The organism is Actinomadura sp. RB99 (assembly GCF_014706005.1).
Taxonomy (GTDB): Bacteria; Actinomycetota; Actinomycetes; order Streptosporangiales; family Streptosporangiaceae; genus Spirillospora.
The window spans coordinates 119,961-142,327 of the sequence record NZ_JABMCA010000015.1; the positions used below are offsets into that span (position 1 = coordinate 119,961).

Sequence of the window (22,367 nt, forward strand, 5' to 3'; positions counted from 1 at the left end):
CTGCGCCCCGGGGTGTTTCGACCGGTGGCGCGGCGGCCCGGGGCGGCTCAGCCTGGGGCGCTTCGAGCGAGGACGGCTCGACCGCTAGCGCTTGCTCGACCTGGGGCGGTACGACCGGAGGCGGAGCGACCCGGGGTGGTTTTGCTGATGCTGCTTTGTCCTGGGGCGATTTCGTCGGTGGCGGTTCGGCTCGGGACGGCTCGGCCTGAGGTGGTTTCGTTGGGGTCGCCTCGGTGCGGGGCGGCGGGGGCGGGGCGGTTCGGGGTGGTTTCGGTGGAGGGACGGGGGCCGGGCCGTCCTGCTTGGGCGGACGGGGTTCGGTCACGTGGGAAGCGGGCAGCGGCTGCTCGGCGGCGCCTGGTGGGAAGGGCGCCGGCCGCACGGAGGAGAGCGCCGTCCGGGGCGCGCGCTCAACGGGGGCCGGTGCCCGGAGGCGACCGGCGACGCGCTTGTCGTTCTCGGTACCGAGGGTCCCCTTCTTCCGGGGTTCCCCGTCGAATTCGATGACCGACCAGAAGTCCATTCCCTCTGTGGGTTCCTGAGGCGGCGACGACATGGGCCGGTTTTCCTTTCCTGGCCGACGGAGTCGACCGCCCGGGCTCGGCACCGCGCCGCGGACGCCGCCGCGGTGCGGACGCCACCGCGCCCGGGCCGGTCACATGGTCCTGGCGGGGGGCCTCGTGGTCGAGTTGGTCCAGCGCTTGTTGGTATCGTTGACGTCCCTCTCGACGGAGGTCAGCTCCACCTTGAACGGGATGCCGGGCCGGCCTCCGACCTTGACCAGGAACCTGCCGCGCCCCGGAGGCTCGCTGTCCTCCTTCAGGTCGGGGTTCCAGGACGGCGGCGTCGACCAGTCGACGATCATGCGCTCCTCGATGGACGACAGGCGCACCACCTCGTTCACCATGGGCATCTCCGCCTGCGGCAGCCCGCCGCAGATCACCATGCCGGCGCGTTCGGCGAAGCCCTTGGCCTTCATCCGGTCGGACTCGTCCGCCAGCGCGAGCAGGTCGGCCATGGTGTGCGTGATCATTACCTGGCCCGCGCCGCGCTGGCGGTTGAGGCGAGTGAGGGCGTCGACCCGGTCCACCAGGCCGCGTCCGGACCGCAGCACCCGCCACAGCTCGTCGAGCACGACGAAGAAGTGCCGCTGGGGCGCGAGGCCCTCGTCGGCCAGCGCGTGCGCGGCCTCGATCGAGCCGAATCCGTCCGACCAGCACGCCAGCAGGACGGCCGCCTGAAGTTCGGCGTCGGAGTCGTCGATCCCGCTGATGTCGATGCAGACGCCCCCCGGATTGTCCAGCTCGATCGCGGTGGTGGTGTGCCGCGCGAACGTCTCGCCCATCGGTCCGTCCATCACGCCCAGCAGCGAGGCGTGCAACGGGTCGACGGCCGTGCGGTACCGCACTTCGTCGCCGCGCGACAGGGTGACCGAGCGGAGCCGTTCGGGCCCCTCGTCGATTACCTTGATGAGATCGGACAGGATGGGAACGCCGTGATGGCGCTCGTCCAGCACCCGCAGGGCGGCGTTGAGGACAGTGCGCTCGGTGTCGGCGATCGGCCCGCCACGCACGAGCGTGAGCAACGCGGAGACCATGTTCAGCCGGCGGCCATGGGCGTCGGCGATCAGCTTGGTCCTTGCCCGTTCGGGGAGCCTGGCCGCCACGTCGGCCGTCGCGCCGGGATCGAGCACGTTCAGCGATCCCAGCCCGCGGCCGAGCTTGATGATCTGCCCGCCCATCGCCCTGACCAGGTCGACGTAGTCAGGTTTCAGGTCACCGAGCACCATGGGGAACACCCCCTGACCGACGAGGCCCAACAGCATCCGACGGATCAGGGTCGACTTGCCCAACCCGGGTTTGCCCAGTACCAAGGCAGACGGGTTGTGGATCAGGTTAGCGCGCTGGAACCACGAGATCGGATCGCAGCACAGCGCGGCACCGCTGATCAGCTCCCGGCCGAGTGGCACCCCCACCATGGGAGTTCCCGTCCCGGCGGCGAACGGCCACAGCCCGCACACCTGGACCGTGGTGCCGCGCCACTCCGAAGGCATCTCCACGTGGGAGACTCGGCCTCCGCCACGGCGGGCGAAACCCCGGTACCCGGGTATGCGTCCGGCCTTGCCGGTCTTCTCCTTGTTCTTGTTCTTGCGCTTCTTCCCGCCCTTCTCACCGCTCGCGTCGACGGGCGGCTCTCCGTCCAGTACCGATTCCTCCGGACCGCTCACAGAGACTCCCTCACCAGCGCAGGAACCTTGAGGTGATCAGGAAGGACGACGCCCAGTGGAAGGGCGGCCGCGAATGCCGACGCCTGTGACCCGTACATCCGCCGCAACCGCAGACGCGCGGGAGCCGAGAGCGTATCGACGGCCGCCGCCGCGACCGGGAGCTCCTCAGCCGAGTGAACGGTGGCGGTGACGAGAATGGTGAACCGGGTCACTCCGGCACCCCTGGCCTCCTCGATGGCCGACTGATCGCTCTTGATGACGTCGATCTCGCTGCGGGCAGCGCTCGCTGCCCCGTCGAGGCGGAACCGCGAGTCCTTGCGGTCCCGCTCAACGATCCGAGCGGCGGAGGCTGGATTGTGCGGCCGGTAGAGGAAGGTGACGCGCTTACGAGCGATGTCAGGATGCGGCGACACCAGACCGTTCATCACGCTGGACAGCACCTCACCGCGAGGCGCCTCCGACATGCCCCAGGTGATGGAGTGGCCGCTGTCGTGAACGTAGTGGTCCCATGATTCCTGCGCCGCGACCGGCCCGGCGTCCTCCCAGCGCGCAGACTCGCCTTGCGCGGCCTCCATGCTCGACTGCGCGTCCGGATCGTAGGCGGTCCGCACGGCTTCGGCGAGCTGGTGCGCTGTCATCGGGCGGGCGGATCCAGCGCCGGTCATCTCCAAACCGGAGATCAACCCGGGAATGCGCATCCCGATCTGCCGCACCATCGCGTCCTGATCACGACGCTTACCACCGAGATGCGGCAGAGGCGCATAAGTGACCGCGATACGGGTGGAGACCCGGGCGCTTCCCACCGGGTAATTCCACACGATCTCTTCCAGAGCCGCCCGGGCCAGTGCCGGAGCGTTCGGATCGGTGTTGGCGTACACCTCCTGCCGTAGGCGGTGGCCGAGGTCGGGGGCGGTCTCGATGGTGACGCTCGCGGCGACCAAGCCGGGTTCGTAGCCCAGCGAGGCCAGCCAGTGCCCCCAGTGGGCGACCCATACGTCGATCTGCTCCTGATCGACCAGAGCCGCCCCGTCGGCGTTGCACTCGAACACCGCGGTGTAGTGCCTGGTCGACGGGACGACCACGAGGGCGAACGGGCGCCCGTAGGAGTCGCGGCCCTCCACCAGCCGGGAGGCGGCGAGCAGCCCCGGAAGCCGGCACGTGCCGTGCGAGACGACGCCGAGAGGTCCCGAGCGATAGAGATTCCACCCCTGGGAACGGCCCCACCACCAGTTCGACCGCGCCGTGATCGACTGGAGTGCCGTCCTGCCGTGCTGGTCCTGGATGACCAGGGGAAGCATGACCAGTCCCAGCACCCCGGCACCGACCAGGCCGGCCAACGGCATCACCGTCGCGATCAGGGTGACGATGATCAGCCCTGTCATGAGGATCAGAGTGCCGGCCAGCCCCAGTCGCCCGATCCCCGGCGAGACGGGTCTGCGCCAGTTCCCGTACGTGGGCTCGCGATAGTCAGATGACACGTCAGCTCACCTCATTTCCTTACGTTCCCGAGTTACCAGTCGGACCGGCATTACCGCCGCCTCCGTCGCCGCTATTGCGGCCGGTTCCGTCATTGCCGCTCGGGCCGCCATTACGGGGGTTGATGACCCTTTGATTGGCATCGAAGCTTTCAACGGCGGCCTGGAAATCCTGCGTCCCCCAACCGTCGACAGGACCTCGGGCGCCGTCCGCAGCGTCCCGGGGCCCTCCCCAGACAGGCGCGCCGCTGGGGCCGACAAAGCCCGGGTAGCTCCGAGTGCCCGTGCCGGGAACCGCACCGCCTGCGGAGGTGCCCGGGGCCCCGCTCGTCGAGCCACCAGATCCGGGAGCGCCGGCCCCAGGAGCGCCGGGAGGACCAGCAGCCCCAGGACCACCGCCGGCTCCGGGAGCACCGCCTGCTCCGGGAGCACCGCCTGCTCCTGGAGCACCGCCAAGCCCGCCGGGCCCGGGAACGCCGCCTCCGGGACCACCGCCAGGCCCGGCGGCGCCGGGAGCACCACCAGGCCCAGGGCCTCCGGCCCCGGGAGCACCAGGAGCACCGGCCGCGGGAGCGCCGCCCCGAGGGCCTCCCCCGGGAGCACCTGCCCCGGGAGCACCACCGCCACCACCATTGCCTGCGGCTGCGTTACCGCCCGGAGCACCGAACAGGAGGCCCCTCAGCCGCTGCCTTCCTTGCCTGGAGGCCGTCCAGACGTTGTCACCCCGGACGGCGTTCAGTGAGCTACCGCCGAAGACGAAATGACCGACCTGGCGCACGCCGAAGAAGCTGTTGTCTTCTGCCACCGAAGGCATGACGGCCCGCAGTGTCGCCGGTAGCGCAAAAATCGCACCGCCGACGAGAGCCAGACCGAAAAGGCGGTCCGCCTCACTCTTGGATTGCATCAGCTTGAGCGCCGCGGCATAGATCGTTGCAGCTACCGGCTTGTAGACCAGCCATGATATCAGCCAGCCTATGCTCCTTCTGTAGGCACGTTCTCCATAAGAGGTGAACCTCGACGCGGCCACCGCCGGGAGTGCTCCGACCAGAATGATGAGGGCACCGCTACGGAAGAGCATCAGAACGAACTGGACCAAGGAGGATATCAGCGCGGCGATTGCAAAGAATCCGAGCAGGAACATCGTTCCAGTCCCATTGAACCAGTTGAGGCTGGAGGTCCAGTTCGCGGTCCAGTCCCCGTTCTGCGGAGCCAGGTCCTGCAGGATCCACGTAGAGTATCTATCGCTCGCAATGCTCCCCAAGTTTACAGCGGTGGCCAGGGTGAACACGATGATGACCAGCTCGACGAACTGCGAGAACGCTGCACGGAAAGGCTCGCCCTTACGCTGGATGGCGACCCGGAATGCCGCGACGAGGAAACCCGCGAATGCCCCTATGGCGGTGAGGAAGTTAGTGTGCTCGCGCAGCGAGTTGAGCACGCCACCCTCGCTCTTTCCGCCGAAGTTCACACTATAAGCGGTGTCGCTCATCCACCAGGTCAGGCAGGTCTGGAGACTTTCGAGCGCGCCCTTCACGATCCCCTTGATGAACCAGAGGGTCATGGCGTTCAAGATGTCGTCGACAGGCGAGTCGAAAGGGGCGGCCAACACGGGCAAGACGGACCTCCAGGTCAGAGCTGATCGACCAAGGAAACGAATGCGATCCGAAGCCGCTTCGCACTGTCACCGGGTGTTGCAGCAACCGTCGCCTCTCCAGTCGCGGCCAGCAACGACGTGTTCTTCCTCTTTAACTCTTTGTTACGGTCCAACCTGCGGCCGCACGGAGAGCATCGGAGGTTTATGCTCCTATCGCATCGCGATCAGCGGGTCTCCCGGCGCCACGGGGTGAGCCCTCGCCGCAGGTCGGGGAGCCATTGCGGCGACCTCACGACCCAAGGCCGTTCAGCGGGCGGGTCCCGAGAGATGCCCAGGCGGCCGCAGGCCATCCGGCTTCAGACCCTAGAGTGGATTGACCACGAAAGAGACGAAGGCGAAGGCCAGTCCAGAGCCCGCGACAACGCACGCGATCATCACCCAGGCCAGGCCGGTGGCGTGCGCGCCGGCCTCGCTCCTCTTGTGTCTGATCGCAGCTCTGGCACCGACGATCACGACCCCTACCTCGCACGCGCCCAGGACGGTCCACTTCAACCAGCCGAGCAATATATTGATCGGTTCGCTGGGCCCGCCCGCTCCGGACGCGTTATCACGCGACAGGATGGGCCTGTCATCGATGGACGCAGCATCCCCCTTGGGAGGTTTTGCCCCATTTGGTCGCCCGATGTCGAAGACTCCGTCCTTCCCTACTTTTCCTGTGTTGAGCTTACCTGCCGTATCCTCCCGGCAGACTGCCGCGGCTGCTTCCGTCAGGCCAACACACGGATTCGGGGCGGCCGTCTTTTCAAAATCCTTCTCGCACATATCTTTGGCCGACTTCGGCTCGGAATAACAAGCATCACCATCCGCGGGGCCGCAGTCCGAAGCCTTCCCGGACACCTTCTCGCAATAAGCGTCCGCCGGAAACAGGAGGGACGACTTGCTCTTCGCTATGATTACATTCGTACTGGTGTTGCAGTAGCTTTCCCCGTGATTCGTGATCAGGCAGACCTTGAACTTGTATGTCTTGCTCTTGTCGTAATTTGGAATCGCTCCTTCACGGCAGTGCCCCTTCCCGCCTCTGTAGACGTAGACCACACCGCTCGACCCTGCAAAGACTTTGGCGTCGACGGCATGGCTGTCCGCCTCGGTGTCGCAGATCCTGATCCGGCCCGATTGCGGGTCCCATTGAAGGTTGCCGCCGGGGTCGGAGTCACGGGTCACTATGTGTTTCGTACTTTGCCAGTCGACGGGGGCCTTGAACGCCGTAAGCCGAGCAGTGGCCACACGACCCGGCGCCTGAACCGCCCCGATATCGACCGCTAGCCGCACTGGATCGCCGACTGCCTTGCCCGCCGTCTGGGAAGTCCCCCCCAGTTCGCCGCCAGCGGGCGCAAGGCGAGCCGCCTCAGCGGCGGGAACAGCGAGCAGGCCGACCACACCCAGGCCGATCCCCAGCATGATGATGACGACGGGAAGGACCGCCATGCATCGGCTCGGAGATGCTGCGCGCTGACGCGGCCCTCCGCATGCTGAGCGGACGGGCCGGAGGGTCATTAACCCGCCCCCTTGGCGAGCTGCGACACGATCTGGTAGGCGGTCATGATGACGACGGTGGCGAATCCCACGATGGCCATGCTTCCCACATGGCCGCCGCCCTCGCCCCTCTTGTGCTGGAGTGCCATCCTGGCGCCGATGATGATGAAGCCCACCACGCAGCAGAGGAGGGCACCCCACATCCCCCACTTGACCATCGTCATCAGCGCGTCCTTGAACGGCGGTTCCTCGGTACCGCCGGGATTCGGGACCGGGCCTCCGCTGGGTTCTCCGGATGGAGCGGCGTGGGGGAGGTGTGACACATGGTGGGCCAGGTCGGCGGCGTGCGAGACCATCAGATCGAGCATGCGCGTCCTCCAAGATGACGTGGTTGGGACTTTGAGCCGGCCGCGTGCGGGCCGATGGCGCATCGGCCTGCTCCGGGAGGCACGAGGCTGAGGGGTCGGAGCCGTTGGTGCGCGCGACGGGGAGCGTCCCAGGCCGTCCGCTGGGACCGGCTGAAGGAGTGCGGGATCGAGGCCGTTGTCGCCTGCGAGACCCCAGCGGAACCGGCGGCAGCGTCGCCGAATGCCCACCGTGGCCGGACTGTGTTCGCCTCTTGCATGATTGATGGCCCCCTCTCAGAAGGGGTCACTACGCCGGCCAGGGCTGGACCGACGAGACGAACACCTCCCGAGCACCGTTCTGCTCTACGCTCAGGACGGTCCGTGGGCCGGTGCGATCGGCAACCGTCTGCGGGCACAAAAATCTGGCAGGGAATCTGGCGACGCACGCCAGGCTCACAGGGCGCGACCGCCGCCGGGATCGTCCTGACACCGGCGCCGGACCGACCGGTCGGCACGACTCCGGCTGCACTACCTGCTCAGCCCGGCCGCCGCCGGTGGAACCCCCAGGTCAGGTGTCCGTCCCCGCCGAAACCACGCCGTTCATGTCGCGGATCAGACGTATGTAGGCAGAAGGGAGCTTCACCTGGTTCGGAGGATCACCGAGGCGGAAACCCTCCACCCACGGGAGCTCCCACAATTGGGGGACGCCGCCGGCGATCAGGCGCAAGAGGTCCGACAGCGGCTTCGGGCGCTTCCCGGGGGCGTCGGCGACCACCGCCAGGCCGAGCAACTGCACGCTCGGAAGCCCCCCCGCGGCCCACTGACGCATGGCGGTCTGAGCGGCCATCAACCCGGACGCGTGGCCGCGGGCGACCAGCAGTACCCGCGATCGTCCATGCGGTACGGGCACCGGCCAGTAGCGTCCCGCGCTCCCGCAGTCGGTGAGAAGAGCCTCCAGGGTGGACACACCGGCGCCGCCATGACATGAGGAGAGCCAGAGGGCGGGGCCTTGGCCGCTGTAAGTGACCACCCCGAGCGCGCTCTTCGGCGAAGGCCCTTGCTCCGCTGGTATGACCCTCTGCGCAGCGAAGCCTCCGCGTGGAGGCCCCGCCTGCTGATGGGCGTACGTCGCTGTGCCCGACGTGCTCAGCGGAGTCTCGCGGCCGGTCCCTCCGTGTGATTGGGCGCCGCTCAGTGATGGTCGCATCACCATGCCCCCTCTAAGTGAAGTTGCGAGCGGCTCTGCGGTTTCGGGGTCAACCGTCCACAGGCCGTCGACATCGTCAATCGCGACACGCTCGGCTCCCCGGCTTCTGCGTGTCGCCGCGGCTTCGCCATCCTACGGTCCGAGCGGTGGTTTGCCGTGCTCCTCCCGAGTTCTTCGACCGCCCGGACGAGCGCGGCCGCCAGAGGCGGCTTGCGTAACCGTCCGACGACCGCACTGTCTTGATCGGCGGGTCACAGGGAGGTGGGACATGCCGGGAGAGCAGACCGACGGCGCTGGCCGCGCGCTTCACCGGCACCGGGGGACATCGGCGGCCTCGCCGGCGATCGCGAGGTGCCACATCATCACCCCTTCCACGAACAGTGCCCGATGAGAAAATTCTTCTGGCTGCGGCTCATAGCCGGACTGGGCTGCTCGGGGACGGCAATTCTCGTGGCGCTCATGTTCGCCGTCGCGCTCGTGATCAGCAAGATGAACGACGCGTCCGGCATCCTGAATATCTGCGGTCCGGCCAACCCCGCCGGACCGGATCTGCTGAGCAACGCACCGAAACCGAGCCCCTCGAGGACGGGCCCGAGCACTCTGCCCGCCGCCTACACCATGGCCTCCGGCGCGGAACCAGTCGGTGCGGGGACCGTGCAGAATGTTGCGCTGGCGCCCGGAAGCTCCGCGAACACCATTCCCTCGAACTACCTCAAGCTCTACAAGGCCGCGTCCGCGGACCCGAGGTTCGGCGGAATCCCCTGGTACGTGCTCGCCGGGATCGGAAAGGTCGAGACCGACCACGGCCGTTCCACTCTTCCGGGCGTGCATTCGGGGGAGAACTACGCCGGCGCGGGCGGTCCGATGCAGTTCCTTCAGGGTACCTGGAACGCCTACGCGATCGACGGCCCCGGAACGGACGGCAAGCCCAACGGCACCAAGAGCCGCTACGACCCGGCGGACGCGATCTTCGCCGCCGCCAACTACCTGCACGCCAGCGGCGCGCCAAAGAACACCAGGAAGGCGATCTACGCCTACAACCACTCCTGGGACTATGTGAACCTGGTGCTCTCGTGGGCCAAGAAATACGGCGGAAATAACTTCTCTCTCGACGGTTCCAACAACGCCGGAATGGCGTGCGCCCCCCTCGACAACGCCGCGTCACCGCTTGGCAAGCGCATCATCGACTACGCCGAGAGATGGCTGGGAAAACCCTACGTGTGGGGAGGCGGCGACATCAACGGGCCAACCAAGGGGGGCTTCGACTGCTCGGGTCTGACCTTGTACGCGGTCTACCACGCGACCGGCGGGCAGATCACGATTCCACGCACCAGCCAGCAGCAGCAGAAGGATCGCCGCGGCAAGCCGGTGAGCCGCTCGCAACTTCAGCCCGGCGATCTGGTCTTCTTCTCCACACCGATCGGAGCCCCGCCGCATCACGTCGGGATTTATGTCGGCGGCGGACAGATGGTCCACGCGCCGCATACGGGAACCGTCGTCAAAGTGGCCCCGATGGACTGGAGCGAATTCAACGGCGGGCTCCGGTTCGCCATGACGGCGAAGGCTTGATGCGGATGGCCGACCAGGAACGAGCGTCCCTACCACGGCCCGGGCTCGGCTGCGTGGCGGTCGTGGCCGTAGTGCTCGCTTTGGCGTACGTCCTTCCGCAGCGGCTGAAGTCGGACGGCAACAAAGCGGACGCGCCGTCCGTCCCCTCCGCCTCCGCTACGGCCCCTTCAGCCCCCGCTGCGATCGCGCCGGCGCCCACCGCCACCCCGCACGGCGGCCTCCCCGACCCGAAGACCGTCGACCGCGGCGACGCGACCGCGGTCTCGCGGGCGGCCGTCAAGGTCATGTGGACGGTCGATGCCGCGACCGACCGCAGCCAACTCGACGCCTACCTGCGGGCCAAGCCGTACCTGTCTCCGGAGTACGCCGAGAGAGTGAACGCCGAACCGGCCGGAGCGGTGCCCTCCCTCTGGCGTGATCACCGGGCCTACGCCCGGGTCCACCTGACGCGCCAGGCCCCCGAGGACGGGATCGGCGCCGACACCGCCGCGACCGCCCATCGCCAATGGGGCGTCACCGTCACCCCCACCGGCCGGGACGGCTGGACCGGAAAGCCCGTCCACGCGATCGCCTTCGTCAGCCTGATCCGCCGAGACGGCGGCTGGCAGGTCTCGGGGGTCACCACGGCATGACCAGGGCGAGGCCGGTCGGCGCGCGGCGGATCCGGCGTTCGCCGCGGCCCGAGAACAGGCACATCCGGACCCAACGATCGAGGAGGTTCTGTGGCCGGTAGTGACGACGATGACGTCTACACGCTCTTCTTCGGCATCGGTCTGCTGGTCGTGCTGCTGGGAGGAGCGAGCAGTTTCCTGACCTGGCTGGCAGGTCAGGTGTCCGGTGTGATCGCGGGCGGTGGGTGGCCAGACTCCGACCCCACCGACAGCATCGGCATCGCCTTCAGGCTCCTGACCCATCCGAGCGACCCGCGAAGCGCGTGGCCGCCCGCCGCCGCGGCGGCCCTTGGCTCCGCACCCGTCTTCTTCACCCTGCTCATCCTGTTCCTCACGGTCGCGGCGGTGGGGACCTACTTTGCGGTACGGCTGTTCCTCAACTTCCGGCGCCGCAGGACGGTCCGCCGGTTCCGCCTCGGGTACGCCTCCGGCTGGGAGGTCCGCAAGCTGCTGAGCGCCCGGACCGTGCAGAACAAGGCCTGGCAGGCCCGCCCGTCGACGCACGGCCAGAACGTCCGGACGATCAAACCCGAGGAGGTCGGCTTCTACCTCGGCAGGGACATCAGGTCCCGGCGCAAGCTGTACGCGTCCATCGAGGACATGGCGATCATCATCTCCGCGCCGCGGCAGGGCAAGGACGTGCACTTCGTCACGCCGTTCACCATCGACGCCCCGGGCCCCGTCATCGTCACCTCCAGCCGTCGGGAGACGTTCGTCAACACCGCGATGATCCGGGCGCAGTACGGCGAGGTCTATGTGTTCGACCCGTGGAACTGGACCGGATGGCCGAACCGCATGCGCTGGTCACCGCTGCAGGGGTGCGAGGACCCGAACGTGTGCGCGGTCCGGTCCGGCACGCTCGTGGAGGCGAGCGGTTTCTCGATCGGGCGGGAAGGCGGCATCGTCCTCAGTGGCGTCATCACCATCATCCGGTGCCTGCTGCACGCCGGCGCGATCGGCAGGGTCAACTTCCGTGAGGTGATGCGCTGGATCTACGAGGCGAACGGGGAGGAGCCGCTCGAGATCCTGCGGCGGGGCGAACGGGAAGGCCGGACCGCCCCGGGGTACACGGGGCAACTGGAGTTCAACATGCGGGACGAGCGCCTGTGGTCCGGGGTGATGCAGGTCATGCACGCCTTCTCGCATCCCCCCGTCCTGGAGGACTGCTCGCCGGAGCCCGGGGAGGAGTTCGACTTCGCCAAGTTCCTCAAGGGCCGGAACACCCTGTACTTCGTCGCGAAGAGGCAGCCCGACTGGGGCGGCATCGCCCCGGTCGTCACCACGATCCTGGAACAGTACTTCCGGTCGGCGCGCGGTGTGGCGATGAAGAACCCGACGGGTCGCCTCGACCCGCCGCTGACCTTCGAGCTCAACCAGGTCGCCGACGTCTTCGTGTCGGGCGGCCTGCCGACCTACATGGGCGAGTCCGGTGGTTACTCCATCTCCGTGCACGTCTACCTGACGTCGCTGGCGGAGGCCCGCGCGAAGTGGGGCGCGGACCGCACCGCGGCCCTGCTGGACAACGCCACCATGAAGATCATCTCGGGCGGCGCCGGAACGATCAAGGACATCTCCGACCTCTCCGACCTCGTGGGCAAGCACAACGGGCAGCAGATCCTGAGCCCCGAGGAGCTGCGGACCATGCGCTTCGGCCGCGCCGTCGTCGTCGCCGGCACCGCCCGTCCCGTCGAGATGTGGCTGACCCCCTGGTGGAAGCGGAAGGACCGGGAAGCCATCGTCCGCGGCAAGGAGGCGGTCGAGGCGATGATCCGCCAGATGAACGCCCCGGCGGCCCCGGCCGTCCCGCCCGGGGCGCCGCCCGCCGATCCGCCGCCCGCTGGCGGGCCGCAGGACGACCCGCCGCCGGACGCCCCGCCGAGCGCCCCCCGGGCGACCGACACCCGGCCGGCCGACGACCCGCCGCCCCGGCCGACCGACACCTGGTCGAACGACGCCCGGCCGAGCGACGCCTGGTCGAGCGACGACACGTCGGCCGACGAACGAGCGACCGACCGGCGAGCGACCACCAGAGCAGCGGCCGACGAGCGAGCGACCGCCAGAACGGCGGCCGACGAGCGAGCGACCGCCAGAACGGCGGCCGACGAGCGAGCGACCGCCAGAACGGCGACCGACGAGCGAGCGACCGCCAGAACGGCGACCGACGAGCGAGCGGCCGACCAGCGCGTGACGGCCAGAACGGCGGCCGACAGGCGGGCGGCCGACGGATCAGCGGACGCCGGTGGCACGGCGCCCGCGAACTCCGCGGCGGACGACGATGAGTCGATCGTGTGGTGAGGAGGCCGTCCGGGGTTGCGGCGAAGGCCGCGCGCCGGACGGTCCGTCTGTGGGCCTGACGTGCGGCGGCCGGTCCGGGCGGCCGGTGCCGCACCCGGCCGGAGCGCCGACCGGACCACAGAACCTCGCCGCCGACCCGATCACCTGGCAGGCGGCCGGACGCGGAAGGGCACCGTGACTCCCACCTCGCGGATCAAAGAAGAGTTCTACCTCCGGCGGGCGGTCGGCGACGATGTCCCGCTGTTCGTGGACGCCACCCGGTACGCCCGGGACCGGACGCCCTACCCGCTGAGCGCCAAGCGGGCGCTGAAGGCCACCTGCGCCGTGCGGACGGACGACGAGGTGGTCGCCTTCAGCCTGCGCGACTACACCGCGCGGCAGGCCGAGCGGGAGGTCGAGCAGGTCGAGAACACCGTCGGCACGACGACGGTGACCCGGAGCACCGTGCTGCGGCCCCGGATGCCCCGCGCGACGCTGCGGGAGCTGGCCGAGGCGGCGCGCGCGTTCTCGGCGGTCCTCGGCGACGAGCTGATCGTCGAGCTGGAGGGCGACCTGTACGTCCTGGCGGTCACGGACGGGCGGGACGGGGCGGGCCTGGACCTCGTCGGCAGGCTCGCCGGGACGGTCGGCGGAGGGCACGCCCGGACGGCCGCCGCCGACACCGACGCCGAGTTCAAGATCCCGACGTCGGGGGTCCGGCTGCGCGTCTTCCTGCGCTCCCCGGTACGGCGGCGGCTCGTCGCCTACGCCTTCAGCGGCTACCTCGCCCGCAGGCCCGGCGAGCTCGAGACGCTGACCCGCGCCACCGCGCTGGCCCTCAACAGCGCCCATGAGCTGGCGGCCTTCCGCCTGCTGTCCGGGCTCGGCCGCTTCGAGACGCCGCCCGCGCCAGGGCACGTCGCGGGCGAGCCGGGCCCGTCGTCCGGCGGCGTCGCGTTCCCGGTGCCGGTCCGCCTGGCCACCGGCGACGGGACCCCCGCGGCCCGGGGCGACGTCGTCGCGGAGATCGATCTGGACCGGCTCGACCCGGTGACCGGCGGGCTGCTCATCCACCTGCGCGACGAGCTGACGTGGAATCCGGCGGTCGTCGGCTCCGTCCGGTTCGAGTCCTACCGGCAGGTGCTCCGCGAGGCCATCGGCGGGCTGATCGACGCGTCGTTCGGCGCCGGGGCCGTGCGGGACATCGCCTACGACATCATGCTGGGCGATGTCGACCGCGTCGCCGTCGCGGGCCTGCGCGCCGCCACGGCCGGCCTCCCGGTCCTGGAGGGCACGCCCGAGCGGGTCGAGGTGCGGCCCCCGCAGCCGGAGACCGGCCGCCCGGAGACCGCCCGCCCGGAGGCCGTCCGCCCGGCCTCCTCACGTACGGACGCCGAGATCGCGGGAGCACTGAGGAAACTGTGATGGCAACTGCGCCCAACGTCATCGTGGCGGGGCATCCGGACCTCGCGCGGAAGCTGCGGAACACCGGCCGGTTCCCGGCGGTGTTCGACGTCGCGTCCGCGACCGCGCTGCGGGAGCTGTCCCAGAGCGGCAGGGTCGCCGCTCCGGCCACGTTCATGTTCGGCCCGGACTTCGACGAGGACCTCCCCGACGCGGGGGTGGCGGTCCTCGCCAACGGGTTGGCGGCGAGCGGGTTCGCCGTGCTCGTCCACTCCGTCTTCAGCGAGCGCGGCGACGTCTTCGACCCGCGGGTCATGGCGGACACCGGACCGCTGACCATGGCGCAGCTGCTGGACCTGCTCTCCGGGACGGGCGCTCCGCCGGCGCCTCAGCAGAGGCGCCCGTCCGAGCCGCCGCCTCCTCCCCGGCGCGAACTCATCTACGAGCCGCCGCCGGCCGCGTGGGCCACTCCCGCGCCGATGCACGCCGAGCCCGTCCCCGCTCCGCACGTGCCCGCTCCGCCCGTGGCCGCCCAGCCCCAGCCGCAGGCCGCGCCCGCCGAAGAGCCGCCTCCCGTCCACGACGCCGACGAGGACGACCCGGACGACCTGCCGGAGTACGAGGCGCCGGAAGACGACGCCCAGTACGAATACGAGTACGAGGACGACGAGGACGCTTCGGACGACGAGGAGCGCGGAGAATACGAGGCGCACGGAGAATACGAAGAGCACGAAGAACGCGAGGAGGACGAGGGCTTCCAGGACGTCCTCGTCGCCGGCGAGCAGGGCCCGCCGGAGAGCCGCGAGCAGGAAGCCCTGCCCGAGTACGAGCACGGGCACGACCACGGGCACGACCACCGGGACGTCGCCGAGACCCGCGCCGAGCCGCTCCCCTTCGTGGCGGCCGAGACCCGCGCCGAGCCGTTCTCGCCCGACCCGGCGGAGACCGTCGCCGAGCCTTACTCCCCCGGCCCCGCCGAGCCGTACTCCCCCAGCCCCGCCGAGAACTACTCCCCGAGCCAGGCCGAGAACTACTCCCCGGGCCAGGCGGAGAGCTACTCCCCCGGTTCGGCGGAGACCCGCGCCGAGCCGCAGGGTGGCACCGACTGGATGTGGAAGGAGACGGCGCCGGAGCCCGACCACTACGCCGGTCCTCAGCCGGAAGCCGACCACTATGCGGCCATGCCGCCGGGGCCTGGATGGCAGGGCGGGCCGCCGCCGGTACCGCCCGCGCCCGTCCCTGCACAGGGGGCGGCGGCGCCGGCGGGCTCGCGTGGCCGCGGCAGGATCGTGCTGATGGCCGGGGCGGTGTTCGTGCTCGTCGCGGGGCTGATGGCCGCGGCCGTGCTGGCGGTCGGGCCGGGGAAGGAGAAGGGGCGCCCGGAGGCGGCCACGTCCCCCGCGTCCTCGCCCGATTCACCCGCTCCCACGTCTCCGGGGGCCAAGTCTCCGGCCCCCACGTCCTCTGGCGGCGCGTCCCAGGCCCCGACGTCCAAGCCCACGGCGGTCCGGCCGGCCGAGCAGTACAAGCCGACCGGGGTGCGCATCGTCGACAGCCGGATCTCGATCGAGGTCAGCTGGAAGGACGCCAGCGGCGGCAAGGCCGCGTTCTACGTGGTCGGCGGCCCGGCGGGGCAGCGGCCCTCGACCCTGGCCAACACCCAGCAGGGAGCCACGAAGGTCGTGGTCGCCGCCCTGAACCCGAGCGTGGAGTACTGCCTGACGGTCGTCGCCGTCGTGGACGTCGACCGGGTCGCCTACGCAAAGCCCATCTGCACTCACCGCGGCAAGCGGGAGGGCTGAGCCGCCCAGAGCGGTGCGCGCGGGTCCCACCACCAGGTCAGGCGGCGCGGGAGCGGCCGGGAGCGCCGCAGCCCGGCGGCCAGGGAGCGGACCTCCGCGACCGCGAACGCCGCGTCGTCCGGGGTGACCGCCCCGCCGAACCCGGCGGCGTCCACCAGCCCGGCCATCCTGCGCAGCCGCGCTGGGTCGGCGTTCGGCAGCTCCCGGGCGAGCCGCTCCGACATCTCGGGGGCGGTGGCGGACGCGGGCACGGTCAGGCCCGCGATGCGCATCGCCACCAGCAGCTCGGTCCACGCCGCCAGGATCCGGCCGGGCGCGGGGCCCCGGCGCAGCCGCCGGAACCGGATCGCCCGCAGCGACGGGACGCCCAGCAGCACGGCCAGCAGGGCGACCAGCAGGATCCCGGGGAGGACGAGCAGGAGCGTCCCGCCCGCGCCGCCTGACCGCGACCGTCCGTGCCGGCCCGCGCCGTCGCCGGCGGCGTCCTGGCTGGGGGCCGCGCTCGGGTGGGCCCGGTCGCCCTCCGCCTGCGCGACGGAGCGCGGCTTCGTGGCCGCCTGCGAGCGCGTGCGCGGGTTCGGGTCGAACGGCACCCAGCCGAGGCCCTCGAAGCGGATCTCGCCCCAGGCCACCGCGTCGCCGGTGCGGACCACCCGGTCGTCGCCGCCGCTGCCCGGCCCGAACCCGACCACCACCCGGCTCGGGAGCCCGGCCTCCCGCGCGAGCACGGCGAACGCGCTGGCGAACTGCTCGGACGTCGCGCCGCCGCCCTTCTTGCCCGGTGCCACCAGCAGCCGGGAGAGCTCCTTGTAGCCGTGCCCGCTCGGGGCGCCCGGCTCGAAGGTGTAGGACTTGCGCAGGTACTCGGCGAGGCGGGACGCGCGCTGGTACGCGGTGCCGTCCCCGGCGGCGGCGAGGGCGATGTCGGCCAGCTTCGGCGGCGCGCCGGGCGGCAGCCGGAGGTAGCGGTCGTACCCGGAGCCGGAGGCCGCGGACGCGTGGTCCGCCTGCCGGCCGCTCCAGTCGGGGACGTCGCCGGTCGCCGAGTACGTCCGCCCGGCGACCGGGCCGTCCGAGGACAGCAGCGTGCCGGACTCCTCGTCGGCGCCGACGCCGATGCCGTTCACGCGGGTGGCGGTGCCGGGGACCGGCACCCACTGGCCGGGCAGGCCGCTGACCGAGACGCGGACCGTGGTCCGCACCGTCTTCGGGGGCGTGCCCGCCGCGGGCGGCAGAACGGACCCGCCGGGGCGGTAGGTGCTGTCGGGCAGCCAGACCGGTCCGGTGAACTCGCCGAGCGCGACCCATCGCAGGCTCGTCCGCGGCCCCTTCACCTGCATCAGGGGCGCGTCGGGCTGGGCGGACCAGGACGACAGGTAGGAGAGCGGGTTGCGGAGCTCGACCGGCGTCTCCGGGGCGGCGGCCTTGCGCGGGTCCTCCGCCCGTGCGGGCCAGCCGTCCAGCGCCCCGGACGCGGCGGCCGCGTAGACGGCGCCGGGCAGCGCCACCACGCACGCCGCGGCGGCGGCCACGGCACCGATGCGCGCGCGCCACCGGCGCTTCCCGGCCGCGGGTTCCATGCCGGGCAGCGGCACGGCGAGCCCGGCGCTGGCGGTGTCCGGACGCGCCTGCGGAGCGGTCAGCAGCAGCACGGCCGCGGCGACGGCGGCCAGGGCGGCCGACCAGTAGCCCGGCCCGCCCGCTCGGGGGTTGAGCGCCGCGGCACCGCACAGGACCACCGCGCCGGGCAGCAGCGCCGGCAGGACGCGGCCGTCGCGGCGCAGCACCGTCGCGATCGCGCCGGCCAGCCAGACCGCCGCCACCGGGAACGCCAGCAGGTCCACGGTCGCTGGGGCGTGCGGCGCGGTGGTGAGGATGCGCGCGCCGGAGTGCAGCACCGCGTCGACGGCGGCGGGCACCGGGCCCTTGACGGGTCCGGGCGCCCAGGCGGCGAGCGCGACGAGCCAGACCGCGGCCGCTGGCAGCCCGGCCGGGATCGCGGCGGGTCCGATCCCGCGCGTCAGCCGGTGCACCGCCGACGTCACCGCGACGGCCAGGACCGCGGTGGCGGCCAGCACCGCGAACGCCGGGAGCGGCCGGTCGTAGCCCGCGGCCAGCAGCGGCGCCGAGGCGGCGGCGGCCAGCGCGACCGCGGCGGACGCCGGCACGCCGCGGGAGGCGACGCTCACCGCGCCCACCAGCGGCTCTCGTTCCACTGCGCGGCGAAGCCGGCCGCGTCGGGGGCGCGCAGGAGCCGCGCTCCCGCGTACGGCGCGGGCATCCCGTCGCCGGGGCCGCCGGGTCCGATCAGGCCGACCAGCGAGAGGGTGCGCCGCGCGGCGAGCACCCGCATCGCGGCGGCGACGTCCTCGGCCGCCGCCCGGGTGGACAGCAGGACGACCGCCGGTCCGGACGGCGCGGACCGCAGCCCGGCGCAGGCGGCCGGGAAGTCGGCCCCGGGCCGGGCCCTGGCCTCGGCGAGCACGTCGAGGTGCGCGGTCGTCCCCGCCGTCGCGGGCGACCGCGCGCCGCCGGCCAGCCGCAGCTCGACGGGGACGTCCGGGGCGGACGCCACGATCGAGGCCGCGGCCTCCGCGAGGGCGTCCAGCTCGGCGGGCCCGTACCGGTCGTCGACCAGCACGGTCATGCCGGGGCTGGCGGAGTCCATGTGCTCGCGGACCATCAGCCGCCCGCGCCGCGCCGAGGTGCGCCAGTGGATCTGCCGGACGTCGTCGCCGGGCACGTGCTCGCGCAGCCCGGCGAAGGCCCCCTCGGAGGCGCGGACCGACGCCGACGAGGTGTCCCGCCCGCCGCCGCCCGCGGCGGGCACGACGGCGAGGCGGTAGTGGCGCGGGTGCACCAGCAGCCGGACCGGCACGTCGTCGGCCGCCCGGACCGCGCGCACCAGGCCCAGCGGGTCGGTGCGGACCAGGCTGAGCGGACCGGCCTCGACCGCGCCGCGCCGCGGCGCCGACAGCAGGTACCGGATCCGGGGGCGGGCGGTACCGAGCGGCAGGACGACCGCCGGGCCGGGGCCGGCGACGCGTTCGGCGACGGCGCTGCGGCCGTCGCCGCCCGGCTCGATGTCCAGGACGACGGTGACGGCCGAGCCGGCGCGGACCCGCGAGGCCGTGGCCCGGCGGCGGACCCGCGCGGCCGGCGGCCGTCCGGCGACGGGCACCGCCAGCACGACGGCGAGGACGGCGAGGGCGCCCAGCACGCCCGGGACCAGGTAGCCCAGGCCGAGGCCGCCGCCGCACAGCACGGCTCCGGACGCGAGCAGCCCCCAGCCGCGGGCCGTGGGGCGGGGAGTGCCGCCTGCCATGCTCCTAGCGCCCGTTCCCCTGCGGAACCGGGACGGGGACCTCGGCCAGGATGCCGTCCAGCAGCTCCGCGGCCTCGGCGGCGGTCGTGGCGCCCGACATCGGCACCAGCCGGTGCGCCCACACCGGCCCCGCCAGGGTCTTGACGTCGTCCGGCGTGACGTAGCTGCGGCCGTGCGCCAGCGCGTACATCCGCGCCGCACCGCACAGCGCGATCGACGCCCGCAGCGACACCCCGGCCCGCAGGTGCGGATGCCGCCGGGTGCGCTGGGCCAGGCGCAGCACGTACTCGTAGACGGGGTCGGCGAACGCGACGCTGTCGGCGGTCGGGCCGAGCCACGCCATCGCCTCGGTGTCGAGCACCGGGGTCAGGTCCTCGGGGACGGTCAGGGCCGAGCCGCGCAGCAGCGCCATCTCCGCGTCCTCGCCCGGGTATCCGAGCGACAGCCGCATCAGGAAGCGGTCGAGCTGGGCCTCGGGCAGCGGGAAGGTCCCCTCCAGGTCGACCGGGTTCTGCGTCGCCACCACGAGGAACGGGCGCGGTACCGGGTGCGCCTTCCCGTCCACCGTGACCTGCTCCTCCTGCATGACCTCCAGGAGCGCCGACTGCGTCTTGGGCGAGGTCCGGTTGATCTCGTCCACGATGACGACGTTGGCGAACACCGGGCCGGGGTGGAACTCGAACTCCCGGGTGCTCTCGTTGAAGATCGTCACGCCGGTGATGTCGGAGGGCAGCAGGTCGGGGGTGCACTGCACGCGGCCGACCGTCCCGCCGGTCACCGCCGCGAGCGCGCGGGCCAGCGTCGTCTTGCCCATGCCGGGCAGGTCCTCCAGCAGGATGTGCCCGCCCGCGGCGAACGCGGTGAGGATCAGGCGCACCGTGGCGGGATCGCAGCGTGCCGCCTTCTGGACGCCCTCGGCCATCCGGTCGAAGGCGTCGGCCACCCGCAGCGCCCCCTCCGGGGGAATCGCGGGCGTAGCGGTCATGGTGCTCACTGGGTACCCCTTCTAGCCGCAGTTGGCCCAGCCGGACGAGGCGCTCGCGCCGGACGCGCCGCCCGAGTAGCGGACGCAGATGCCGGGCGCATGGACGAAGACCGGCCCGGCGTAGTACTTGAAGGTGCCGCTGTCGCTCGCGACCTTGCCGGTCTGGCTCTGCAGGCGGACCCAGACGCTGGTGCCCTTGCCGATGTTCGTGGTCTTCATCGTGACCGCGCAGTTGTTCTTCGTGGTGGCGCTGTAGAGCTGGTAGATCCGCCCGCCCGCGAACGGCGTCGACCGCTGGATCTTGTAGTTGCCGCCCGCGGACGCGTTGCAGACCTGCTGCGGCGTGTACGGGTTCCTGGTCTGCGTGGGCTTCGGCTTCGGCTTGGACGTCGTGGGCGTGCTCGACGGCTTGCTCGTCGTCGGCCTGCTCGACGGCTTGGAGGTCGTCGGCCTGCTCGACGGCTTCGAACCGGTGGACGGCGCGGACGGGGTCGTGCCCGTGGACGGCGACGACGGTGACGTCGAGGGCCCCCGCGTGGGCAGCGGAAGCGACGGGGCGGGTCCGCTGGGCCTCGCCGGTGTCGGCGACGGGTCCGCGGGTTCGGTCGGAGCGTGCTTCCACGGCTTGCCGGGCTTGGTGGGCAACGGCAGCTCGGGCGTCTGCCGCGGCTGGCCCGGGTCGAACGGGTTCGGGAAGACCGGATCGGCGGGCGGGACCGGCACCTGGGGCGGGCTGCTCTCGCCGCCGCCGGGCGTGTCCGGGCCGTCTCCGCCGTGCCCGGATCCGCCCGGGTACTTGCCGATCGTGCGGGCCACCCCGTCGTCGCCGACGACCAGGGCGTCCGTGCTCCCCGGCGCGTTCACGAACAGGTTGCCCTCGCGGACCTGCACCTCCAGGTCGCCGCGCCCGGACGGCATGTTCAGCACACCGGTCTGCCGCCCCGTCGGCTCGAACACCCGGACCTGCCCCGTGTTCCGGACGGGGAGGTACACCTTGCCGGCGAAGGGAACGGCGGGCTCCTGGACGGGGTCGCTCAGCGGGAACGACCGGACCGGGCCGCCCTTGCGGACGTCGCCGAGCGTGACCACCGAGCCCGCGGCGGGCACGGTGACCGCGGCGAGCGCGCCGTGCGTGCGGTCCGGCACCATCGCGCCGTCGAGCGGCACGGACACCGGGACCTTGCGGGTGCCGTCGCCCGTCGCGACCACCAGGGCCCGCCCGCCGCGGTCCACCACGAGCGCGCCGCGGTCCAGCACGGTCACCGCCAGGTCGTGGCCGGGGTCGGCGACCCCCGCCGTGTGGACGATGCTGGCGCCCTTGTCGGTGACCTTCAGGGCGACGGCGGTGCCCTGCCCGGGCACCGCCACCCACAGCAGCCCGGCGTCGTCGAACTCGCCGCCGACGAGCGGACCGGGCAGTTGCAGCACCGGGCCCACGGGACGCAGCGTGGACGGGTCGAGCGCGCGCACCGCACCGGAGGTGCGCTCGATCAGCGCGGCGGACGCACCGCCCATCGCCAGGTGCGGATCGCCGCGGGTGCCGATGTCCAGCTTCCCCGAGAAGCCCAGCCCGTTGAGGTTGAGCGACGACACGCGGCCGGTGTCCAGGTCGTGGATGAGCAGGTACCGGTCGTTCTGCGTGACCTGCACCCGGTGGCCGCGGGCGTCGGTCACCTGGCGGCGCTGCTCGACCTTGCCGCTGTCGGGGTTGACCCGGTCCACCTCGCCCGCCGTCCGGCTCCACAGCCAGGCGCTGCCGTCGGAGGCCGCGATGGCGAGGCCGGACCGGCCCCCGCCCAGCAGGGTGGCCACCAGCGCGGCGCTGAGCACCAGGGCCGCGGCCCACCAGCCGGCCCGCGCGCGCATCGCGGCGGCGACCTTCTTCCGCCCCATCACAGCCATCCCCTCGTTGCGTGCCCCCACCGCCGCTGCACCGGCTCCTCGGAGGGCATGT

The 22,367-nt window shown here is 71.8% G+C and carries 15 protein-coding genes; 5 read left to right on the forward strand and 10 right to left on the reverse strand.

Annotated features, from left to right (window positions below):
* Window positions 1–655 precede the first annotated feature (655 nt).
* The 6 genes from amrb99_RS16620 to amrb99_RS53165 form a co-directional block, all read right to left on the reverse strand.
* The gene (locus tag amrb99_RS16620; RefSeq protein WP_190856867.1) at window positions 656–2,227 is read right to left on the reverse strand and encodes an ATP/GTP-binding protein; all 1,572 of its coding nucleotides are present in this window, start codon (window positions 2,225–2,227) and stop codon (window positions 656–658) included.
* The gene (locus amrb99_RS16625) at window positions 2,224–3,705 is read right to left on the reverse strand and encodes an SCO6880 family protein (RefSeq protein WP_190856868.1); all 1,482 of its coding nucleotides are present in this window, start codon (window positions 3,703–3,705) and stop codon (window positions 2,224–2,226) included. Before amrb99_RS16625 ends, amrb99_RS16620 begins: the two co-directional genes overlap by 4 nt.
* Before the next feature lie 19 nt (window positions 3,706–3,724).
* On the reverse strand, window positions 3,725–5,263 hold the full coding sequence (locus amrb99_RS16630; RefSeq protein ID WP_190856869.1) for a hypothetical protein: 1,539 nt from the start codon (window positions 5,261–5,263) through the stop codon (window positions 3,725–3,727).
* A 396-nt stretch (window positions 5,264–5,659) separates the two neighbouring features.
* Window positions 5,660–6,781 (reverse strand): hypothetical protein, encoded by a 1,122-nt coding sequence (locus tag amrb99_RS16635; protein WP_190856870.1) that lies wholly within the window; start codon window positions 6,779–6,781, stop codon window positions 5,660–5,662.
* Window positions 6,782–6,849: 68 nt separating this feature from the next.
* Window positions 6,850–7,197 (reverse strand): hypothetical protein, encoded by a 348-nt coding sequence (locus amrb99_RS16640; RefSeq protein ID WP_190856871.1) that lies wholly within the window; start codon window positions 7,195–7,197, stop codon window positions 6,850–6,852.
* Window positions 7,198–7,744: 547 nt separating this feature from the next.
* A complete protein-coding gene (locus tag amrb99_RS53165; RefSeq protein WP_347256712.1) occupies window positions 7,745–8,389 on the reverse strand; it encodes a DUF6668 family protein in 645 nt (214 codons plus the stop codon).
* Between the two features lie 381 nt (window positions 8,390–8,770).
* Between amrb99_RS53165 and amrb99_RS16650 the strand changes: the two genes are divergently transcribed.
* From amrb99_RS16650 to amrb99_RS16670, 5 genes are all read left to right on the forward strand, one after another.
* Entirely contained in the window at window positions 8,771–9,952 is a 1,182-nt protein-coding gene (locus amrb99_RS16650; protein WP_190856873.1) for an NlpC/P60 family protein, read from the forward strand.
* 5 nt (window positions 9,953–9,957) lie between these two features.
* The gene (locus amrb99_RS16655; RefSeq protein ID WP_190856874.1) at window positions 9,958–10,584 is read left to right on the forward strand and encodes a hypothetical protein; all 627 of its coding nucleotides are present in this window, start codon (window positions 9,958–9,960) and stop codon (window positions 10,582–10,584) included.
* A gap of 90 nt (window positions 10,585–10,674) precedes the next feature.
* Window positions 10,675–12,918: a TraM recognition domain-containing protein gene (locus amrb99_RS53170; protein ID WP_190856875.1), complete on the forward strand. Its 2,244-nt coding sequence runs from the start codon at window positions 10,675–10,677 to the stop codon at window positions 12,916–12,918.
* A 174-nt stretch (window positions 12,919–13,092) separates the two neighbouring features.
* Window positions 13,093–14,322, forward strand: a complete 1,230-nt coding sequence (locus amrb99_RS16665) for a hypothetical protein (protein WP_190856876.1) — start codon at window positions 13,093–13,095, stop codon at window positions 14,320–14,322.
* Window positions 14,322–16,103 carry a hypothetical protein gene (locus tag amrb99_RS16670; RefSeq protein ID WP_190856877.1) on the forward strand — a complete coding sequence of 594 codons (1,782 nt, stop codon included), beginning with the start codon at window positions 14,322–14,324 and terminating at the stop codon, window positions 16,101–16,103. The genes amrb99_RS16665 and amrb99_RS16670 overlap by 1 nt, the downstream gene beginning before the upstream one ends.
* Here amrb99_RS16670 and amrb99_RS16675 read toward each other — a convergent pair.
* The 4 genes from amrb99_RS16675 to amrb99_RS16690 are packed head-to-tail and all read right to left on the reverse strand — an operon-like array spanning window position 16,079 to window position 22,306.
* Window positions 16,079–18,292: a transglutaminase domain-containing protein gene (locus amrb99_RS16675; protein ID WP_190856878.1), complete on the reverse strand. Its 2,214-nt coding sequence runs from the start codon at window positions 18,290–18,292 to the stop codon at window positions 16,079–16,081. The genes amrb99_RS16670 and amrb99_RS16675 overlap by 25 nt on opposite strands.
* Entirely contained in the window at window positions 18,289–19,428 is a 1,140-nt protein-coding gene (locus amrb99_RS16680) for a DUF58 domain-containing protein (RefSeq protein ID WP_190856879.1), read from the reverse strand. The genes amrb99_RS16675 and amrb99_RS16680 overlap by 4 nt, the downstream gene beginning before the upstream one ends.
* A gap of 4 nt (window positions 19,429–19,432) precedes the next feature.
* Window positions 19,433–20,413 carry an AAA family ATPase gene (locus tag amrb99_RS16685; protein WP_190856915.1) on the reverse strand — a complete coding sequence of 327 codons (981 nt, stop codon included), beginning with the start codon at window positions 20,411–20,413 and terminating at the stop codon, window positions 19,433–19,435.
* A gap of 21 nt (window positions 20,414–20,434) precedes the next feature.
* A complete protein-coding gene (locus amrb99_RS16690; RefSeq protein ID WP_190856880.1) occupies window positions 20,435–22,306 on the reverse strand; it encodes a hypothetical protein in 1,872 nt (623 codons plus the stop codon).
* Window positions 22,307–22,367 lie beyond the last annotated feature (61 nt).